The sequence below is a fragment of the Methyloversatilis sp. XJ19-13 genome, assembly GCF_024580155.1.
Taxonomy (GTDB): Bacteria; Pseudomonadota; Gammaproteobacteria; order Burkholderiales; family Rhodocyclaceae; genus Methyloversatilis.
This window is the reverse complement of sequence record NZ_JANINH010000004.1, coordinates 338021-351725: the sequence shown is the minus strand read 5'-3', so window position 1 is coordinate 351725 and position 13705 is coordinate 338021. Positions and strand designations below refer to the sequence as shown.

Here is a 13705-nt window from a genome sequence, read left to right as displayed (position 1 = left end):
CACCCCCTCGACCCACGGTTCGCCGCATGCTGCGGCTCCCGGCTCGGGGTTCGCGAAGCAGTGCTTCGCGTTTCACCGCTGGACTGCGTCCAGCGGTGAAACCACCCCTCGCCCACCCCGGTTGAGGACGTGGGTGTAGATCATCGTGGTGCTGACGTCGGCGTGGCCAAGCAGTTCCTGTACGGTACGGATGTCGTAGCCCGATTCGAGCAGATGGGTCGCAAAACAATGGCGCAGCGTATGCGGCGACACGACCTTGTGCAGGGCTGCCTTGAGCGCAGCCGCACGGATGGCGCGCTGGATGCGCTTTTCATCGATGTGGTGACGACGCACCACACCGGAGCGCGGATCACGCGAAAACGAAGGCGCCGCGAACACGTACTGCCAGCCGGACGCCTTGGCCGCGTTCGGGTATTTCACGGCCAGCGCGTCCGGCAGCCAGACCTCACCGTAACCATTGGCCAGATCGAGCTTGTGTTGCACGATGGCGCTGGCGACTTTCGCCCGCAATCCTTCCTGCAGCGAAACCGGCAGCATGGTTACCCGATCCTTGCCGCCCTTGCCGTCACGCACCACAATTTCGCGCCGCGCGAAATCGACATCCTTGACGCGCAGCCTCAGGCATTCAAGTACGCGCATGCCCGTGCCGTACAGGAGACGCGCGATGAAGGCGCACTGAGCGTCGTCAACGGCATTGATCAAGCTCGCCGTTTCCTCCCGGGTGAGAACGACCGGCAGGCGGCGCGGTTTCTTCGCGCGCACGACGTCATCCAGCCACGGCAGCTCCTGACCCATGACCTCCTGGTACAGAAAGAGCAACGCCGACAAGGCCTGGTTCTGCGTCGAAGCACTGACGTTTCGATCCACCGCGAGCGACGTCAGAAAGGCTTCGAGCTCGTCCTTTCTCATCTCGGCCGGGTGGCGCTTGTCATGAAAAAATATGTACCGTCTTATCCAGCCGACGTAAGCTTGCTCGGTCCGCAAGCTGTAATGCTTCACCCGCAACCGGTTGACAACCTGATCAAGCAGCTTCGGCGGCTTCGCCGCGAGATCATCCGGCGCGCTGAATGTCTTATCGGACACTTTGGTGTATAAGTCGTTTCGATTTATGCTTTATAGATCATGCATGAAGGGATGAAAATGCGACTTTTCATCAGTCGTCCGATAAACTTTTCGCTGTCGTTTATGACGGCTACTTCACGTTAGCCCCAGAAGGCACCAATGATCGAGCTTGCAACAATTGCACAAATGGTCGCTGTAATTTCCGCCTGCTGGGCAATCATTTCTGGTGTTGGCGCATGGAAACGTGAATTTATCGGCAAGAGGCAAATTGAACTTGCAGAGCAAGTGTTGGAAAAATTCTTTGAAGTCAAAGATGCAATTGCATATATTCGAAACCCATTTGCTAGTTCTGACGAAGGAAAAACCAGACAAAGACGCGATGGCGAAACAACCGCAGAGTCGGATCTGCTCGATCGCGGGTACATCGTAGTTGAGCGGTATTCAAAAAAAGAAAATGTCTTCGCCGATTTCAACACACTGAAATACAAATTCATGGCCTCCTTTGGTCCGGAAACAGAGCAAATTTTCATCGACACAAATAAGGCTCTCAATTCAATCTTCGTTTCAGCACGTATGTTGGCCACGCATTACTGGCAGCGCCAAGGGCGTGTACAAATGGAGAAAGACGAATTCCAAAAACACCTTGACGAAATGCACCGACACGAGGGGATTTTCTGGGACATCGGTAGCGACACAGACGAAATTCGGATTCAACTCAAGGCAATTCAAGAGCGCCTAGAGCAAGCAACGGCATCATGCTTCCAAGAGCCTATGAGCACATTTAAGATACTCACTAAAAAATGGTTATAAGGGCTAACAAATTATTCCAGCGGACCGTCAAAAAGCTGCGCTTTTTGCCGTCCGCTGAATTCAAACGCTAGGCGTCATAGGCAACAACTTCGTCGCACCATCAAGGAAGGCCAGCGTCAGAGATGAATTCAGACCTTTGGGCAAAGCTACAACAGATCGACATCGCTCGCTTCTGGGATGCGACAACCAATCAGCCGACTTGGTACTGGTCCATGATACTGGGTGCGCTGTCAGGTTTAGTACTAACAATAGCGTGGAGTCACGCCCCCAAGCTACTTCTGTTCCCCGTCTTTCTCTACAAGTTCTTCTTCAAGAAGTCTGCATTGGTTGGCGATTGGAACGCGTATCACTGGACATATGTCAGATCGAAACCTGGGATTGTCAAATCCTTCGTTCAAATACGCCGCGGCCTTCTTCATCCGTACGTTGTGCAGTTAAAGGAGAACATTGATAGTCAGTTGCATTACAAGGGCCGGGTCCAGATAGAAAAGGATCAGATTCTGGTCTACTTTGATTCAACCGATCATCAGGAGAGCTTGGTTGTTCGCCTCCGGAACCCGCTAGGTAAAGTGTCAAACGAACTCTGCGCCATTTGGCTTGGTTACGATCACGATGGCGACATCACCGCCGGGGCACTCCTTCTGACAAAATCCGATCTGTCTGAAGATGCCGCCAAGCGAGCAATTTCCAAGTGCATCGAGAACCCCTCCACAGCTGCACTAATGTGCCTAAGAAGGACTTGAATATGCCTCAAAGCGGCACCGAGATCTACTACGACACTTTGGCCCAGAAGTATGATGAGGTTACTGCTCCAGCAGGCGTATGGAACGCACCGGCGCAACTGGCAAACGCCATTTCCAGGTTTAGCCCTGGCAAGTCAACCTTGGTGGTTGGCATTGGAACTGGTCAGGATGTGCCACCACTCATGACGGCAGGCATCAAACACATCGAGGGAGTAGACGTGTCCCAACTGATGCTGGATCGTTGTAGGACAAAGTATCCAGCACTTCGCCTTCACCACGCCGACTTTCTCGACGACTTCACCCCGGAAGTCTCGTCGTTCGACTCACTTGTGTGCTCAGGCACTTCTGAATTCATCTCAGATATTGGCGCATTCTTTGAAAAATGTGCCTTGATGATGAATCCGGGCGCGCATCTATTCTTTACCTTTGAACCACTCATCGAGTGTCACCAGATCCAGAGTAGCCGCCAATCAACCCCGTCATTGACAGCGACTGGTACGCCAGCACCTACGGATTTCGTGACCTACAGGCGCAACCTTCTCGATATTCTTGATCTATGCTGCGCGAATGGACTCAATCCAATCTCGCACTGCGAGTATGTTTCGTACAAAAAGGGGGCCACCGATATCATCTACCACCTATTGGTGCTCAAGCGCGGAGCGAATGACGCCTGACGTTAGGTTGCTTCCCACTCATGGATGAGTCACTACTTGATTATGTAATCGTAGCCACGTATCTGACAGTGTTGCCTTTGTACATTTGGCTGGCTTTCAAGATTCGCGGCAGAAGCCAACTCCGGCGCGCCGAACGACGCTTTTATCAGGGTGTCATGGCTGTAATCGACAACTCATCTGCACCGGATGAATACACTGCTCAAATAGGCATGCTTTACCGCCGCTTAAGCGAAAAGCAACCCTATCTCGCCCGCAGTTTTCGTTCGCCAATCGAGCTGATCGAAGAGCTAATCGTCAAAGTGGACACGCTTTCAGAGCCAGAATTCAAGGAACTGTATAAAGCGGAAAAGCCAACTGCATATCGGGCGAAACTCATCTCTTGCCTTGCGGAACTGAAGCGCGTTAATCCCTTCTCCCTCATATCAAGCAAAGAAGCCAACCTTCTGCAAACTGTCTTAGGGACTTTGGAGTCCGGCAACAAGGAATTGGGTGAGCGCTCGATTATGCAATTGGCAGAGGAGCTCGAAGTTCTTGAGAGCAAGTTAAGAACAGAGGGAAAGAAAAACACCACGTCATTTATCGTAACTGTCGTTAGCGCAATTCTTACTGTATTTTTTGGCGTCCTTAGTCTCGTTCCTCTCCTTCAACAGAAACCGCAGCAACCTAACATTGCGGTTGAGAGGGACGCTCCGCAAGCGGCGTTGCCGCCTGCTACGCGCCCCTCACCTTGAACGTTGAGGCTGTAGAAAAACCCGTTTAATCGTCCGTTTACATGCCGTTGTTATGATCGGGCATCGCTTCAACGGAGCCCTGCGATGCCGCGCTTCAAGACGCCCGACTACGACCTGAAGATGATCCCGGTCGATTTCGCGCAGCAGGTGCTGCCCGGCACCTTCGAGTTCGCGCTCTGCCATCTGGTCGACAACGAACTCAAGCTCTCCACCCTCCGTTCCCGCTACACCAACGACGCCGGCGGCGCGCCGGCCTTTGATCCGGCGGTGCTGCTCAAGATCGTGCTGCTCGCCTACTCTCGCGGGCTCATCAGTTCGCGTTCGATTGCCGGCGCGTGCCGCAACAACGTGCTGTTCATGGCCGTCTCCGGCGACAGCGCCCCGCACTTCACGACGATTGCAGGCTTCGTGGCCGAGCTGGGCGACGAAGCCGCAGCCCTCTTCACCCAGGTGCTGCTGGTGTGCGATCGCCAAGGCCTGATCGGGCGCGAGCTCTTTGCCATCGACGGTGTGAAGTTGCCGTCGAATGCATCGAAGGCGAAGAGCGGCACGCGCGCTGACTTCGAGCGCGAGGCGGCGAAGATGGAGGCGGCCGTGCAGCGCATGATGGGCGAGCAGAAGGCGCGTGACGTCTCCGGCTGTGACGACGACGAGGCGCGCGCAGCGCGCACCCGTGAGCGGCTCACCGACGAGTCGGCCAAGATGGCCACCGGCAAGGGCGTGATCCAGGGCTATACCGGCGTGGCGGCGGTCGATGCCGCGCACCAGATCGTCGTCGACGCACAAGCGCACGGCACCGGTTCCGAGCAGGAACTGCTGCTGCCGCTGGTCGATGCCTGCGCACCACAGCGCCACACCGACACGGCGATCTGCGCCGATGCCGGCTATCACTCCGAGAAGAACCTGGCCGAACTGGACACGCGCGGCATCCCCGCCTGGATCTGCGACAACTGCTACCGGATACAAGCGCCCCGATCGGCCCACGCAGAAGTCGCCCTGTGAGGGCGTCAGGAGACGAGGATGAAACCGCTGAAACGGGATTGATGCGATGAAGAATGAATTCAAGCCGGCAATGGCCGGACGCAGCAACTTGCCCCGGGATGGGTTTTTCTACAGCGTCGTTAGAGCGCAGAAAGTGAGAGCGCGCGATTCGGAAAAGCCCGCAAGAGCTTTTTGTCCATCGTGAACAGCTTCGTGTCCAGTTTCGCCGCCAATGCAATGAACTCACAGTCGTATGCAGAGCAGTCGCTGTCACGCACAAGTTCAAGTACAGCCCGTGATTCAACTTCGTACTCGCCGCCTGCCAGCAAGCTCTCCGCCTCGGCCTGCAGACTCACGGCGTGCTCGAACAAAATCATGTTTCTTCGAACATACCCGGCCAAGATGTTTCGGAACTCGCTGCGCCACAGAATCGGTGCAATCCATTCCGGATCACGTTCCAACAGTGCCTCGGCGGCAGCGGTTTGCTCTCCTGGCAAGTACAGGTATGCCAACACGTTGGTGTCAACAACGATCATGGCCGTCCATCCCGCTTGGCGGCATCAATGTCTTCAGTCGTAAATCGTTGTGTCGGCAACGCAGCACGCAGTTCCCTTGCCCTGGCAAGCCGCTCGCCGGGCGCCAGCCTCGTTGGCAGAAGCACGGCCTCGAGGCAAACGATCGCCTCACTGTTCAGGCTACGCCTGTGCATCTCCGCGGCGTTCTTCAGCCGCTCATACACCGCATCGGGTATGTTCTTCAGGGTCAGGGTAGTTGGCATGTTCGTGCACCAAAATGCAACCAAAGTGGTTCCATTGTGGCATACACGAGTGCGTACCGCCACCCGAGCGCTGCGGGCTGACGAGGCTGTAGAAACACCCGGTTTGGGCGGATTTATCGCGCTGTAAGCACTTGATTCGCCATGGTCCAATTATCAGGAGAACAGGTTTTTCTACAGCCTCAACACTTCGCTTGACCGGACGCTGCGCCGTGCCAATCGTCGAGAGGTGAAGCACTCTGCCGAAAGCCCTTGAGCGTCCTGCCGTTGTCATGCCTGCGGTCGAGGAAGACAAGGCCATTGCCGCTGCAGCCAGGGGCGATCCCGATGCGCAGCCACTGACTCCGGAACAACTGAAGTCCATGGTTCCCATGCCGGCCCTGCGCGGGCGGCCGAAGTCCGAGAACAAGAAGTTGCTCGTGTCTGTGAGGTATGGCCCGGAGGTGGTGGCGTACTTCAAGTCTACGGGCGAGGGGTGGCAGTCGCGACGGGTCGCACATCGGCCTCGTGACCCTCGACCCCGAACGTGACGCCATCGTCAATGCGGCGACGAATCCCGAAAGCATGCGCGGCCGGGTTGCATGAACCAGGCGACAACCATCTTGACTTGCTCTGTCCGTCTCACCACTCTCTGCAACGTCGCCGTGATCACATGCGCTCCGGAGCCTGTCTGAAACTTGTCCGGCATGCGGTACGGTCAGGCTGACAGGACAGGTGTCCGGCCGCGGTGGCGGCGATGCCACCGATTGCGTGAGGAGACTGAGTGATGGATGTGCGCAAGATTCTGGTGCCGGTCGGGGTGGCGTTGGCTGCGGGAGCGCTGATGTCGATCGCGGGCACGATACAGACCGGCAATGTGGGCATACGGACCACGCTGGGCGTCATTTCGACCGACGAGATCGGGCCGGGTGTGTATTTCAAGTGGCCGTTCATTTCCACGGTGCATGAGTTTTCCGGCAAGGACATCGTGATCGACCTGTCCGATCTGACACCGAAGGCGAAGGACAATCTGTCGCTGCGCGACATGGACGTTTCGATCTATTACCGGGCCAACGCGAGCAGCATCGCCGAATTGTCGGCGCGCTACGCGTCGCAGTCCGCGCGCCACGATGACGGCTACCTCATGCCGGCCTACGAACTGGTGTGGCGCATCGCGCGCAATGCCTGTTACGAGGAGATCGCGAAGCTCGACTCGCTGGTCATCCACACGCAACGGGAACAGCTGGGGCAGGCGATCGAGAAGAAGCTGCAGGAGGAACTCGACAAGAATGATCCGGGCGTGTTCGTGGTGTCGCGCGCGGTGATCCGTTCGGTGCAGACCGACCCGTCGATCGAGCAATCCATACAGCAGGCGGTCGCCAACCAGAAGAAGCTGGAGGCGATGCAGGTGCAGACCGAGATCGCGAAGAAGGAAGCGGACATCAAGGTGACCGAGGCCCGCGGCATCGCCGAGTCGAACCAGATCATCGCGGGCTCGCTCACGCGCGAGTATCTGCAGCACGAGGCGAACATGGCGCTGCTCAAGTTCGCCGAGAAGGGCAATTCGAACACCATCGTCGTGCCCTCGGGCATGACGGTGACGCCGCTGATCAACACCGGCAAGTAGGCAGGCGGGAATCAAGGAATTGATGGGGTCAAACCCCATTGATTCCACGGCACCCTGCCCCGGAACGGCGTTTTTCTACAGCATCGTCAGATCGTGATCGCGGCGCGAGTGCATGTCCTTGCAGGGCGGCATCATGCCGCGTCCTGAGCGAACACCAACCTCGGAGCGAGTCGTGTACCTACCCCCTGGATTCAACACTGTCACGCCGTACTGCTTCGTCAAGGATGCTGAGTCCTTTGTGTCATTTCTTGTCCGTGGCCTCGGCGGTGAAGAGACCTGCCGCACCATGCGCGGCAACGGGCGCATCCAGAATGTTCAGGTAAGACTCGGAACATCCACCGTGATGGTGAGCGAAGCCACGGAACACTATCCCGCAATGGCGGCGGCCTTCTACCTGTACGTGTCAGATGCCGAAGCCGCCATGAGGCGCGCACTCGAAAACGGAGCGAGCCTGGAAATGGAAATCGGAGACATGCCGTACGGCGACAGACAAGGCGGCGTTCGAGATACCCACGGCAATATCTGGTGGATTTCACAACGCACTGTTGAAGCACCCTACACCCCGTGAGCCAAGCCACCCACCGTGAGGCCCAACCCCTCTGCGCGTTGAATGAGGATGCGGCCGATCGAACGGCGGGCGGAATGCCCGGCGGGCGCGGCGCCCTCGCCGCGATCAGTACGGTGAGGGCCCGGTGCGGTGAGGGCCCAGTGCGGTAAGGGCCAATCGCCGGGTGAAGGTCGCAGCGGAGGCGCCGCCACCAAAGGAGGCGCCACGACCCGAATCCCTCATCCACTTCAGCCCTGCGCCGCGATGCTGCGCCGGAACATCAGCAGCGACGCAACGAAGAAGGCGGCGGCGATCGCGGCCATCGCCAGCAGGCTGGGCCACACCACGTCCAGACCGGCGCCGCGGTAGAGCACCGCCTGGGCGAGACTGACGAAATGCGTGGTGGGGGCGAACAGCATGATGTTCTGCACCACCTCCGGCATGCTTTCGCGCGGCGTCATGCCGCCGGACAGCAGTTGCAGCGGCAGCACGACGAGAATCATCATCAGGCCGAGCTGAGGCATGTTGCGCGACAGCGTGCCGATGAAGATGCCGAGCGAGGTGGTGGCCAGCAGCTGTACCAGCGTGCCGGCCATGAACAGCGGAATCGAACCGGCGATCGGCACGTCGAGCACGCGGCCGACGACGAAATACAGCGACAGTCCGACCGCGATCCACACCACCAGCGCCATCGACCACACCTTGGCCAGCATGATTTCGAAGGCGCCGAGCGGCATCACCAGCAGGTGTTCCAGCGTGCCGTGCTCGCGCTCGCGGATCAGCGCCGCGCCGGTCAGGATGACCGACAGCATGGTCACGTTGTTGATGATTTCCATCACGCTGCCGAACCACGAACTGGTCATGTTCGGATTGAACATGACGGTCGGTGCCAGCGTGATCGGCGATGCCGCCTCGCTGCGCCGGTGCTGCACGAATTCGCCCACTTCGCCGAGCACGATGTTCTGGATGTAGCCGGCGCCGATGAAGGCCTGGCTGACGCGCATCGCATCGATGTTCACCTGGATCACCGGCTGCTGCCCGGCCAGCACGTCGCGCTCGAAATCGGGCGGGATGTTCAGCACGAAGGTGTAGATGCCGGCATCCAGCCCGGCGTCGACCTGCGATTCCGTGATCATGTCCGGCGGCTTGAAGTACGGCCCGTAGAACGACCCCGCGATGCGCGAGGACAGCACCGACTGGTCTTCGTCGACGATGGCGATCGGCGCGTTGTGCAGTTCCTGCGAGGTCGCCGTCGACGCCGTGTAGATGCCGCCGCTGAACGCCCACACGATCATGATCAGCAGCACCTTGTCGTTCCACAGGCTGAGCAGTTCCTTCATGCCGAGCCGCCAGGCATTGAGCAGGCGCACCTTCATCACCGCTCCTGCTTCTTCAGCAACAGCACGCTGAGCAGCGTGAGCACCGGCACGAAGGCGAGCATCGCGAGAAAGTCCGTGTAGACGTCGCGCAGGCCGAGCGCCTTGGTGAACAGGCCGCGACTGATGTTCAGGAAGTAGGTCGCCGGAAAGAAGGTGCCTATCGTGCGCCCTGCCCCTTCGAGCGACGACACCGGATGGGTCAGGCCGGAGAAGGTGACGGTGGCGAGCATGGTGACCACGGCGGTGGCGGCCAGCGCGGCGATCTGCGTGCGCGCGAAGGACGACATCAGCAGGCCGATGCCGGTGGTCGTCGTCACGAAGATGAGCGCCGCCAGGCTCAGCGTGAACAGGCTGCCCTTGAGCGGCACCCCGAACACGTACACGGCCAGCGCGACCAGCCCGTAGAAGCTGATCATGCTGACGCCGATGTAGGGCAGTTGCTTGCCGAGCAGGAATTCGAGCCGGGTCACCGGCGTGGCGTACAGATTGGTGATCGACCCCAGCTCCTTCTCGCGCACCACGCCGACCGCCATCAGGATGGCCGGAATGAAGGTGAGCAGCAGCGGAATCACCGCCGGCACCATGGCATATACGCTCTTGAAGTCCTGGTTGTAGCGGTAGCGCATGTCGAGCCGCGCCGGCGCCTCCTGCACCGCGCCGACCTGCCGGCGGGCCGCCTGCTGCAGGAAGTCGGCATGCAGGCCCTGCACGTAGCCCAGCGTCGTTTCGGCACGGAAGGGCATGGCGCCATCGACCCAGACACCGATTTCCACCGCCTGTCCGCGGCGCAGGTCGCGTCCGAAATCGGGCGGGATTTCGAGCGCCACGCTCAGTTCGCCGGCCTTCATGCGCTGGTCGAGTTCGGCGCTGCCGGCCAGAGGCGGCTGTTCGAGGAAGTAGCGCGAGCCGGCCATGTTCTCCACATAGGCACGGCTTTCAGGCGACTGGTCGCGGTCGAGCACGGCGAATTTCAGGTCCTCGACATCCATCGAAATGCCGTAGCCGAGTATCAGTACGAGAATGACCGAACCGAGCAGCGCGAACGTGAGGCGCACCGGATCGCGCACCACTTCCAGCCACTCGCGGCGCGCGTAGGCAAACAGGCGCATCAGGCTGAAGGCGCGGCGTTCGGTGCTCACCGCGCGGGCGGCGACGGCCTCGCCCGCCGCTGCGGCAGGCCGGTCCGCCTCGCCGGTGGCTTCTTCGAGACAGGCGATGAAGGCGTCTTCGAGCGACGCCGCATGGCGCTCGGCGACCAGTGCCGCCGGGCTGCCGCTGGCCAGCACGCGGCCGGCATGCATCAGCGATATCCGGTCGCAGCGTTCGCCTTCGTTCATGAAGTGGGTCGACACGAAGATGGTCACGCCGTCCTTGCGCGACAGATCGATCAGCAAGCGCCAGAAACCGTCGCGGGCGACCGGATCGACCCCCGAAGTCGGTTCGTCGAGGATGAGCATTTCCGGCTTGTGGATGACCGCGACGGCCAGCGACAGGCGCTGGCGGATGCCCAGCGGCAGGCCGGCGGCCTGCGCGTCGACGTAGCCCGCCAGTCCGAAGCGATCAACCATTTCCTGCACGCGCGGCGCCACCTCCGCCGCCGGCAGGTGGAACAGCTGGGCGTGCAGCACCAGGTTCTGGCGCACGCTCAGTTCGCCGTACAGCGAAAAGCCCTGGGTCATGAAGCCGACGCGGCGGCGCGTATCGAGATCGCCGGCATCGACTTCATGGCCGAACAGCAGCGCCCTGCCCGAGGTGGGCGGCAACAGGCCGGTGAGCATTTTCATGGTCGTCGTCTTGCCGCAGCCATTCGACCCGAGGAAACCGAAGATTTCCCCGCGACCGATTTCGAAATCGACGTGATCGACCGCGGTGAAATCGCCGAACTGCATGGTCAGCCCTTCGGCGACGATGGCCGGGCCGTCGCCCTGCACGACGCGCGGCGGCACGACCAGCGCGGCGTGGCCGCGGCGCTTGTCCGGCGGCAGCAGTTCGATGAAGGCGGCGTCGAGATCCGTCGTGCCGGTGCGCGCCAGCAGGTCGGCCGGACTGCCGGTGGCCAGCACGCGGCCGTCGTCCATCGCCACCAGCCAGTCGAAGCGCTCCGCCTCGGCCATGTAGGCGCTGGACACCAGCACGCTCATGCCGGGGCGACGCGCGCGCATGCGGTCGATCAGCTGCCAGAACTGGCGGCGCGACAGCGGATCGACGCCGGTGGTCGGTTCGTCGAGTATCAGCAGGTCGGGGTCGTGGATCAGCGCGCAGCACAGGCCGAGCTTCTGTTTCATGCCGCCGGACAGCTTGCCCGCCGGCCGGTCGCGGAAGGGCGTGAGCCCGGTGCTGTCGAGCAGTTCGGCGATGCGTGTCCCGCGTTCGTCCGATGACTGGCCGAACAGGCGGCCGAAGAAGTCGACGTTTTCGAACACCGACAGCGTCATGTAGAGGTTCTTGCCCAGCCCCTGCGGCATGTAGGCGATGCGCGGGCACACGGCTTCCCGATGAGCGCGGCTGCCCATGTCGCCGCCCAGGGTTTCGACCGTGCCCTGCTGGATCACGCGCACGCCGGCGACCAGCGCCATCAGGCTGGACTTGCCGACGCCGTCCGGTCCGATCAGACCGACCATGCAGGCCGACGGAATGTCCAGATCGATCGCGTCGAGCGCCACCGTATCGCCATAGCGCAGGCCCACGCCGGCCAGCCGGGCGACGCCGGTGCCGGTCATGGCTGCGCGGGCACGGTCACCGGGGGCGGCACGGTCGCCGGCCACGGCGCATTGGCGTCCAGCCTCACCCAAGCCACGCCGGGCAGACCGGTCTTGACCTGCTTGGCGTACGCCCGAAGCAGTTCGGGCGGAATCTTCACGCGCACGCGGAACATCAGCTTTTCGCGCTCGGTGCGCGTCTCCACCGACTTCGGCGTGAATTGCGCCTGCGGCGACACAAAACTCACGCTGGCCGGAATCGAAATGTCGGGCCGCACGTCGAGCACGATGCGCGCCTCGCTGCCGATCGCCACGCGCCCGGCTTGCGAGGTCGGCAGGAACAGCGTCAGGTAGACGTCGGTGATGTCGAGCAGCGTCAGCACCTTGCCACCGGCGGGCAGCACTTCGCCCGGCTCGGCGAGCCGGTACAGCACGCGGCCATCGGCCGGCGCGACCAGCACCGCGTCCTGCAGGTCCACCCGCATGCGCTCGACCCGCGCCTGCGCGGCCTCGACCGCCGCCGCCGCCTGCGCCACCGCCGCACGGGCCACCTCGATCGACGACTGCGCGCCCTGCAACTGCGACACGGCGGCTCGGGTCACCTCTTGCGCCGTCTGTTTCGCGGTGCGGTCGACGTCGAGCTTCTGCGCTGAAATGAACCCCTTGTCGACCAGTTGCTGCGTGCGTTCGATGTCCTTTTCAGCCAGCGCCATCTGGCCCTGCCGCTGCGCCACCACCGCGCCGGCGGTGGCGACGTCGCTGCGCCGCTGGGCGACCGCCGCGATCGCCGCCACATGCGCCGCCTTCGCCTGCGCGACCTGGGCTTCGGCCATGTGCAGTTCGGCCTCGAGTGCGCGCACATCCATGCCGGCAAGGGTCTGCCCGGCGCTCACATCATCGCCTTCGCGCACCGTCACGCTGGCCAGGCGCCCGCCGGTCTTGCTGGCGACATCGATTTCGGTCGCTTCGATGCGACCGTTGCCCGAAGCGAAGGCGTCGATCGGCGGTGGCGACTGGAAGTGCTTCCACGCGAAGAAGGCTGCGATGGCCAGCAGCGCAATGGCGATCGGCACAAGCCAGGGGCGTGAACGGGGTTCTGACATTCGGGCGGTCCGGAAACAAGCGAGGGATCACTGCAGGCGGCCGGCATACGGCCTCGCCCCCATAGTGCGCGTCTCCGGCGCGCGTGTATTGACCTTCGGCAAGCCGCCGCGACGATTCAGGCTTCAGCCCGGCAGCGACAGCACGAACGACAGGATGATGAGCAGCGGGTAAGGGAAGGCCACCGTCGGCTTCAGCGCACTCTTCGCGTACTCCATCAGCAGCCCGACCGCGCCCGGACGCGTCGCCTGCCATTCGGTGTGCAACTGGCACGCCGCGTACTCCGACGCCCCGTCGGCGATCAGCGTTTCCACCTTCAGCAATCGCTGACCCAGGCGCCCCTGCACCGTGCGCAGCATCGCCTCGATCACCCAGACGATGGCGATCAGCGGCGCCGCCAGCTCTAACGGAAAACCGAAAAGCGCGGCACCCGCGGTCAGCGCCACCGCCGCAATCTTGATCCCGACCGCGCAACGCTCATGGCGCTCGTGGTCCTGCTGCAGCGTGGCCCATTCGGTGTGGAGGGGTGAGGGGTAGGACGTAGTCATGAGGGCGACGGCGATGCGGGGCGCGTGCGGAAAGGACCGCAATTTACTC

Annotated in this window: 15 protein-coding genes; 8 read left to right on the top strand and 7 right to left on the bottom strand. The window is 61.3% G+C overall.

What is annotated here, in order from left to right; translation table 11 throughout:
• Positions 1 to 72: 72 nt before the first annotated feature.
• Positions 73 to 1083, bottom strand: coding sequence for an integron integrase (locus NMQ14_RS08095; RefSeq protein WP_257095039.1), 1011 nt, complete (start codon positions 1081 to 1083; stop codon positions 73 to 75).
• Positions 1084 to 1221: 138 nt separating this feature from the next.
• Here NMQ14_RS08095 and NMQ14_RS08090 point away from each other — a divergent pair, with 138 nt between their 5' ends.
• From NMQ14_RS08090 to NMQ14_RS08070, 5 genes are all read left to right on the top strand, one after another.
• Entirely contained in the window at positions 1222 to 1872 is a 651-nt protein-coding gene (locus NMQ14_RS08090) for a hypothetical protein (RefSeq protein WP_257095037.1), read from the top strand.
• A gap of 122 nt (positions 1873 to 1994) precedes the next feature.
• Positions 1995 to 2615, top strand: a complete 621-nt coding sequence (locus tag NMQ14_RS08085; RefSeq protein WP_257095035.1) for a hypothetical protein — start codon at positions 1995 to 1997, stop codon at positions 2613 to 2615.
• 2 nt (positions 2616 to 2617) lie between these two features.
• The gene (locus tag NMQ14_RS08080; RefSeq protein ID WP_257095058.1) at positions 2618 to 3289 is read left to right on the top strand and encodes a class I SAM-dependent methyltransferase; all 672 of its coding nucleotides are present in this window, start codon (positions 2618 to 2620) and stop codon (positions 3287 to 3289) included.
• A 20-nt stretch (positions 3290 to 3309) separates the two neighbouring features.
• Positions 3310 to 4020, top strand: coding sequence for a hypothetical protein (locus NMQ14_RS08075; protein WP_257095033.1), 711 nt, complete (start codon positions 3310 to 3312; stop codon positions 4018 to 4020).
• 84 nt (positions 4021 to 4104) lie between these two features.
• Positions 4105 to 5022, top strand: coding sequence for a transposase (locus NMQ14_RS08070; protein ID WP_257095031.1), 918 nt, complete (start codon positions 4105 to 4107; stop codon positions 5020 to 5022).
• Positions 5023 to 5141: 119 nt separating this feature from the next.
• Here NMQ14_RS08070 and NMQ14_RS08065 read toward each other — a convergent pair whose 3' ends face one another.
• Both NMQ14_RS08065 and NMQ14_RS08060 read right to left on the bottom strand, forming a co-directional pair.
• The gene (locus NMQ14_RS08065; protein ID WP_257095029.1) at positions 5142 to 5537 is read right to left on the bottom strand and encodes a type II toxin-antitoxin system VapC family toxin; all 396 of its coding nucleotides are present in this window, start codon (positions 5535 to 5537) and stop codon (positions 5142 to 5144) included.
• Positions 5534 to 5779, bottom strand: coding sequence for an Arc family DNA-binding protein (locus NMQ14_RS08060; RefSeq protein ID WP_257095027.1), 246 nt, complete (start codon positions 5777 to 5779; stop codon positions 5534 to 5536). Before NMQ14_RS08060 ends, NMQ14_RS08065 begins: the two co-directional genes overlap by 4 nt.
• 269 nt (positions 5780 to 6048) lie before the next feature.
• On the opposite strand from NMQ14_RS08060, the gene NMQ14_RS08055 reads away from it, so the two are divergent.
• The 3 genes from NMQ14_RS08055 (at position 6049) to NMQ14_RS08045 (ending at position 7950) form a co-directional block, all read left to right on the top strand.
• A complete protein-coding gene (locus NMQ14_RS08055) occupies positions 6049 to 6306 on the top strand; it encodes a BrnA antitoxin family protein (RefSeq protein WP_257095025.1) in 258 nt (85 codons plus the stop codon).
• Between the two features lie 236 nt (positions 6307 to 6542).
• A complete protein-coding gene (locus NMQ14_RS08050) occupies positions 6543 to 7382 on the top strand; it encodes an SPFH domain-containing protein (RefSeq protein WP_257095024.1) in 840 nt (279 codons plus the stop codon).
• Positions 7383 to 7494: 112 nt separating this feature from the next.
• The gene (locus tag NMQ14_RS08045) at positions 7495 to 7950 is read left to right on the top strand and encodes a VOC family protein (RefSeq protein WP_257095023.1); all 456 of its coding nucleotides are present in this window, start codon (positions 7495 to 7497) and stop codon (positions 7948 to 7950) included.
• A gap of 227 nt (positions 7951 to 8177) precedes the next feature.
• Here NMQ14_RS08045 and NMQ14_RS08040 read toward each other — a convergent pair whose 3' ends face one another.
• The 4 genes from NMQ14_RS08040 to NMQ14_RS08025 form a co-directional block, all read right to left on the bottom strand.
• Positions 8178 to 9305 (bottom strand): ABC transporter permease, encoded by a 1128-nt coding sequence (locus NMQ14_RS08040; protein ID WP_257095022.1) that lies wholly within the window; start codon positions 9303 to 9305, stop codon positions 8178 to 8180.
• Entirely contained in the window at positions 9305 to 12028 is a 2724-nt protein-coding gene (rbbA, locus tag NMQ14_RS08035; protein WP_257095056.1) for a ribosome-associated ATPase/putative transporter RbbA, read from the bottom strand. Before rbbA ends, NMQ14_RS08040 begins: the two co-directional genes overlap by 1 nt.
• Positions 12025 to 13110 (bottom strand): HlyD family secretion protein, encoded by a 1086-nt coding sequence (locus NMQ14_RS08030; RefSeq protein WP_257095021.1) that lies wholly within the window; start codon positions 13108 to 13110, stop codon positions 12025 to 12027. The genes rbbA and NMQ14_RS08030 overlap by 4 nt, the downstream gene beginning before the upstream one ends.
• Before the next feature lie 123 nt (positions 13111 to 13233).
• Complete coding sequence (locus NMQ14_RS08025) at positions 13234 to 13656, bottom strand: hypothetical protein (protein ID WP_257095020.1); 423 nt, start codon at positions 13654 to 13656, stop codon at positions 13234 to 13236.
• Between the last annotated feature and the right edge of the window lie 49 nt (positions 13657 to 13705).

Excerpts from the sequence above, each read along its gene's own strand:
- NMQ14_RS08075 (WP_257095033.1), top strand. The coding sequence starts at position 3,310 with ATGGATGAGTCACTACTTGATTATGTAATCGTAGCCACGTATCTGACA.
- NMQ14_RS08070 (WP_257095031.1), top strand. The coding sequence starts at position 4,105 with ATGCCGCGCTTCAAGACGCCCGACTACGACCTGAAGATGATCCCGGTC.
- NMQ14_RS08030 (WP_257095021.1), bottom strand. The coding sequence starts at position 13,110 with ATGTCAGAACCCCGTTCACGCCCCTGGCTTGTGCCGATCGCCATTGCG.
- NMQ14_RS08040 (WP_257095022.1), bottom strand. The coding sequence starts at position 9,305 with ATGAAGGTGCGCCTGCTCAATGCCTGGCGGCTCGGCATGAAGGAACTG.
- NMQ14_RS08080 (WP_257095058.1), top strand. The coding sequence starts at position 2,618 with ATGCCTCAAAGCGGCACCGAGATCTACTACGACACTTTGGCCCAGAAG.
- NMQ14_RS08045 (WP_257095023.1), top strand. The coding sequence starts at position 7,495 with ATGTCCTTGCAGGGCGGCATCATGCCGCGTCCTGAGCGAACACCAACC.
- NMQ14_RS08060 (WP_257095027.1), bottom strand. The coding sequence starts at position 5,779 with ATGCCAACTACCCTGACCCTGAAGAACATACCCGATGCGGTGTATGAG.
- NMQ14_RS08025 (WP_257095020.1), bottom strand. The coding sequence starts at position 13,656 with ATGACTACGTCCTACCCCTCACCCCTCCACACCGAATGGGCCACGCTG.
- NMQ14_RS08065 (WP_257095029.1), bottom strand. The coding sequence starts at position 5,537 with ATGATCGTTGTTGACACCAACGTGTTGGCATACCTGTACTTGCCAGGA.
- rbbA (WP_257095056.1), bottom strand. The coding sequence starts at position 12,028 with ATGACCGGCACCGGCGTCGCCCGGCTGGCCGGCGTGGGCCTGCGCTAT.
- NMQ14_RS08090 (WP_257095037.1), top strand. The coding sequence starts at position 1,222 with ATGATCGAGCTTGCAACAATTGCACAAATGGTCGCTGTAATTTCCGCC.
- NMQ14_RS08050 (WP_257095024.1), top strand. The coding sequence starts at position 6,543 with ATGGATGTGCGCAAGATTCTGGTGCCGGTCGGGGTGGCGTTGGCTGCG.
- NMQ14_RS08055 (WP_257095025.1), top strand. The coding sequence starts at position 6,049 with ATGCCTGCGGTCGAGGAAGACAAGGCCATTGCCGCTGCAGCCAGGGGC.
- NMQ14_RS08085 (WP_257095035.1), top strand. The coding sequence starts at position 1,995 with ATGAATTCAGACCTTTGGGCAAAGCTACAACAGATCGACATCGCTCGC.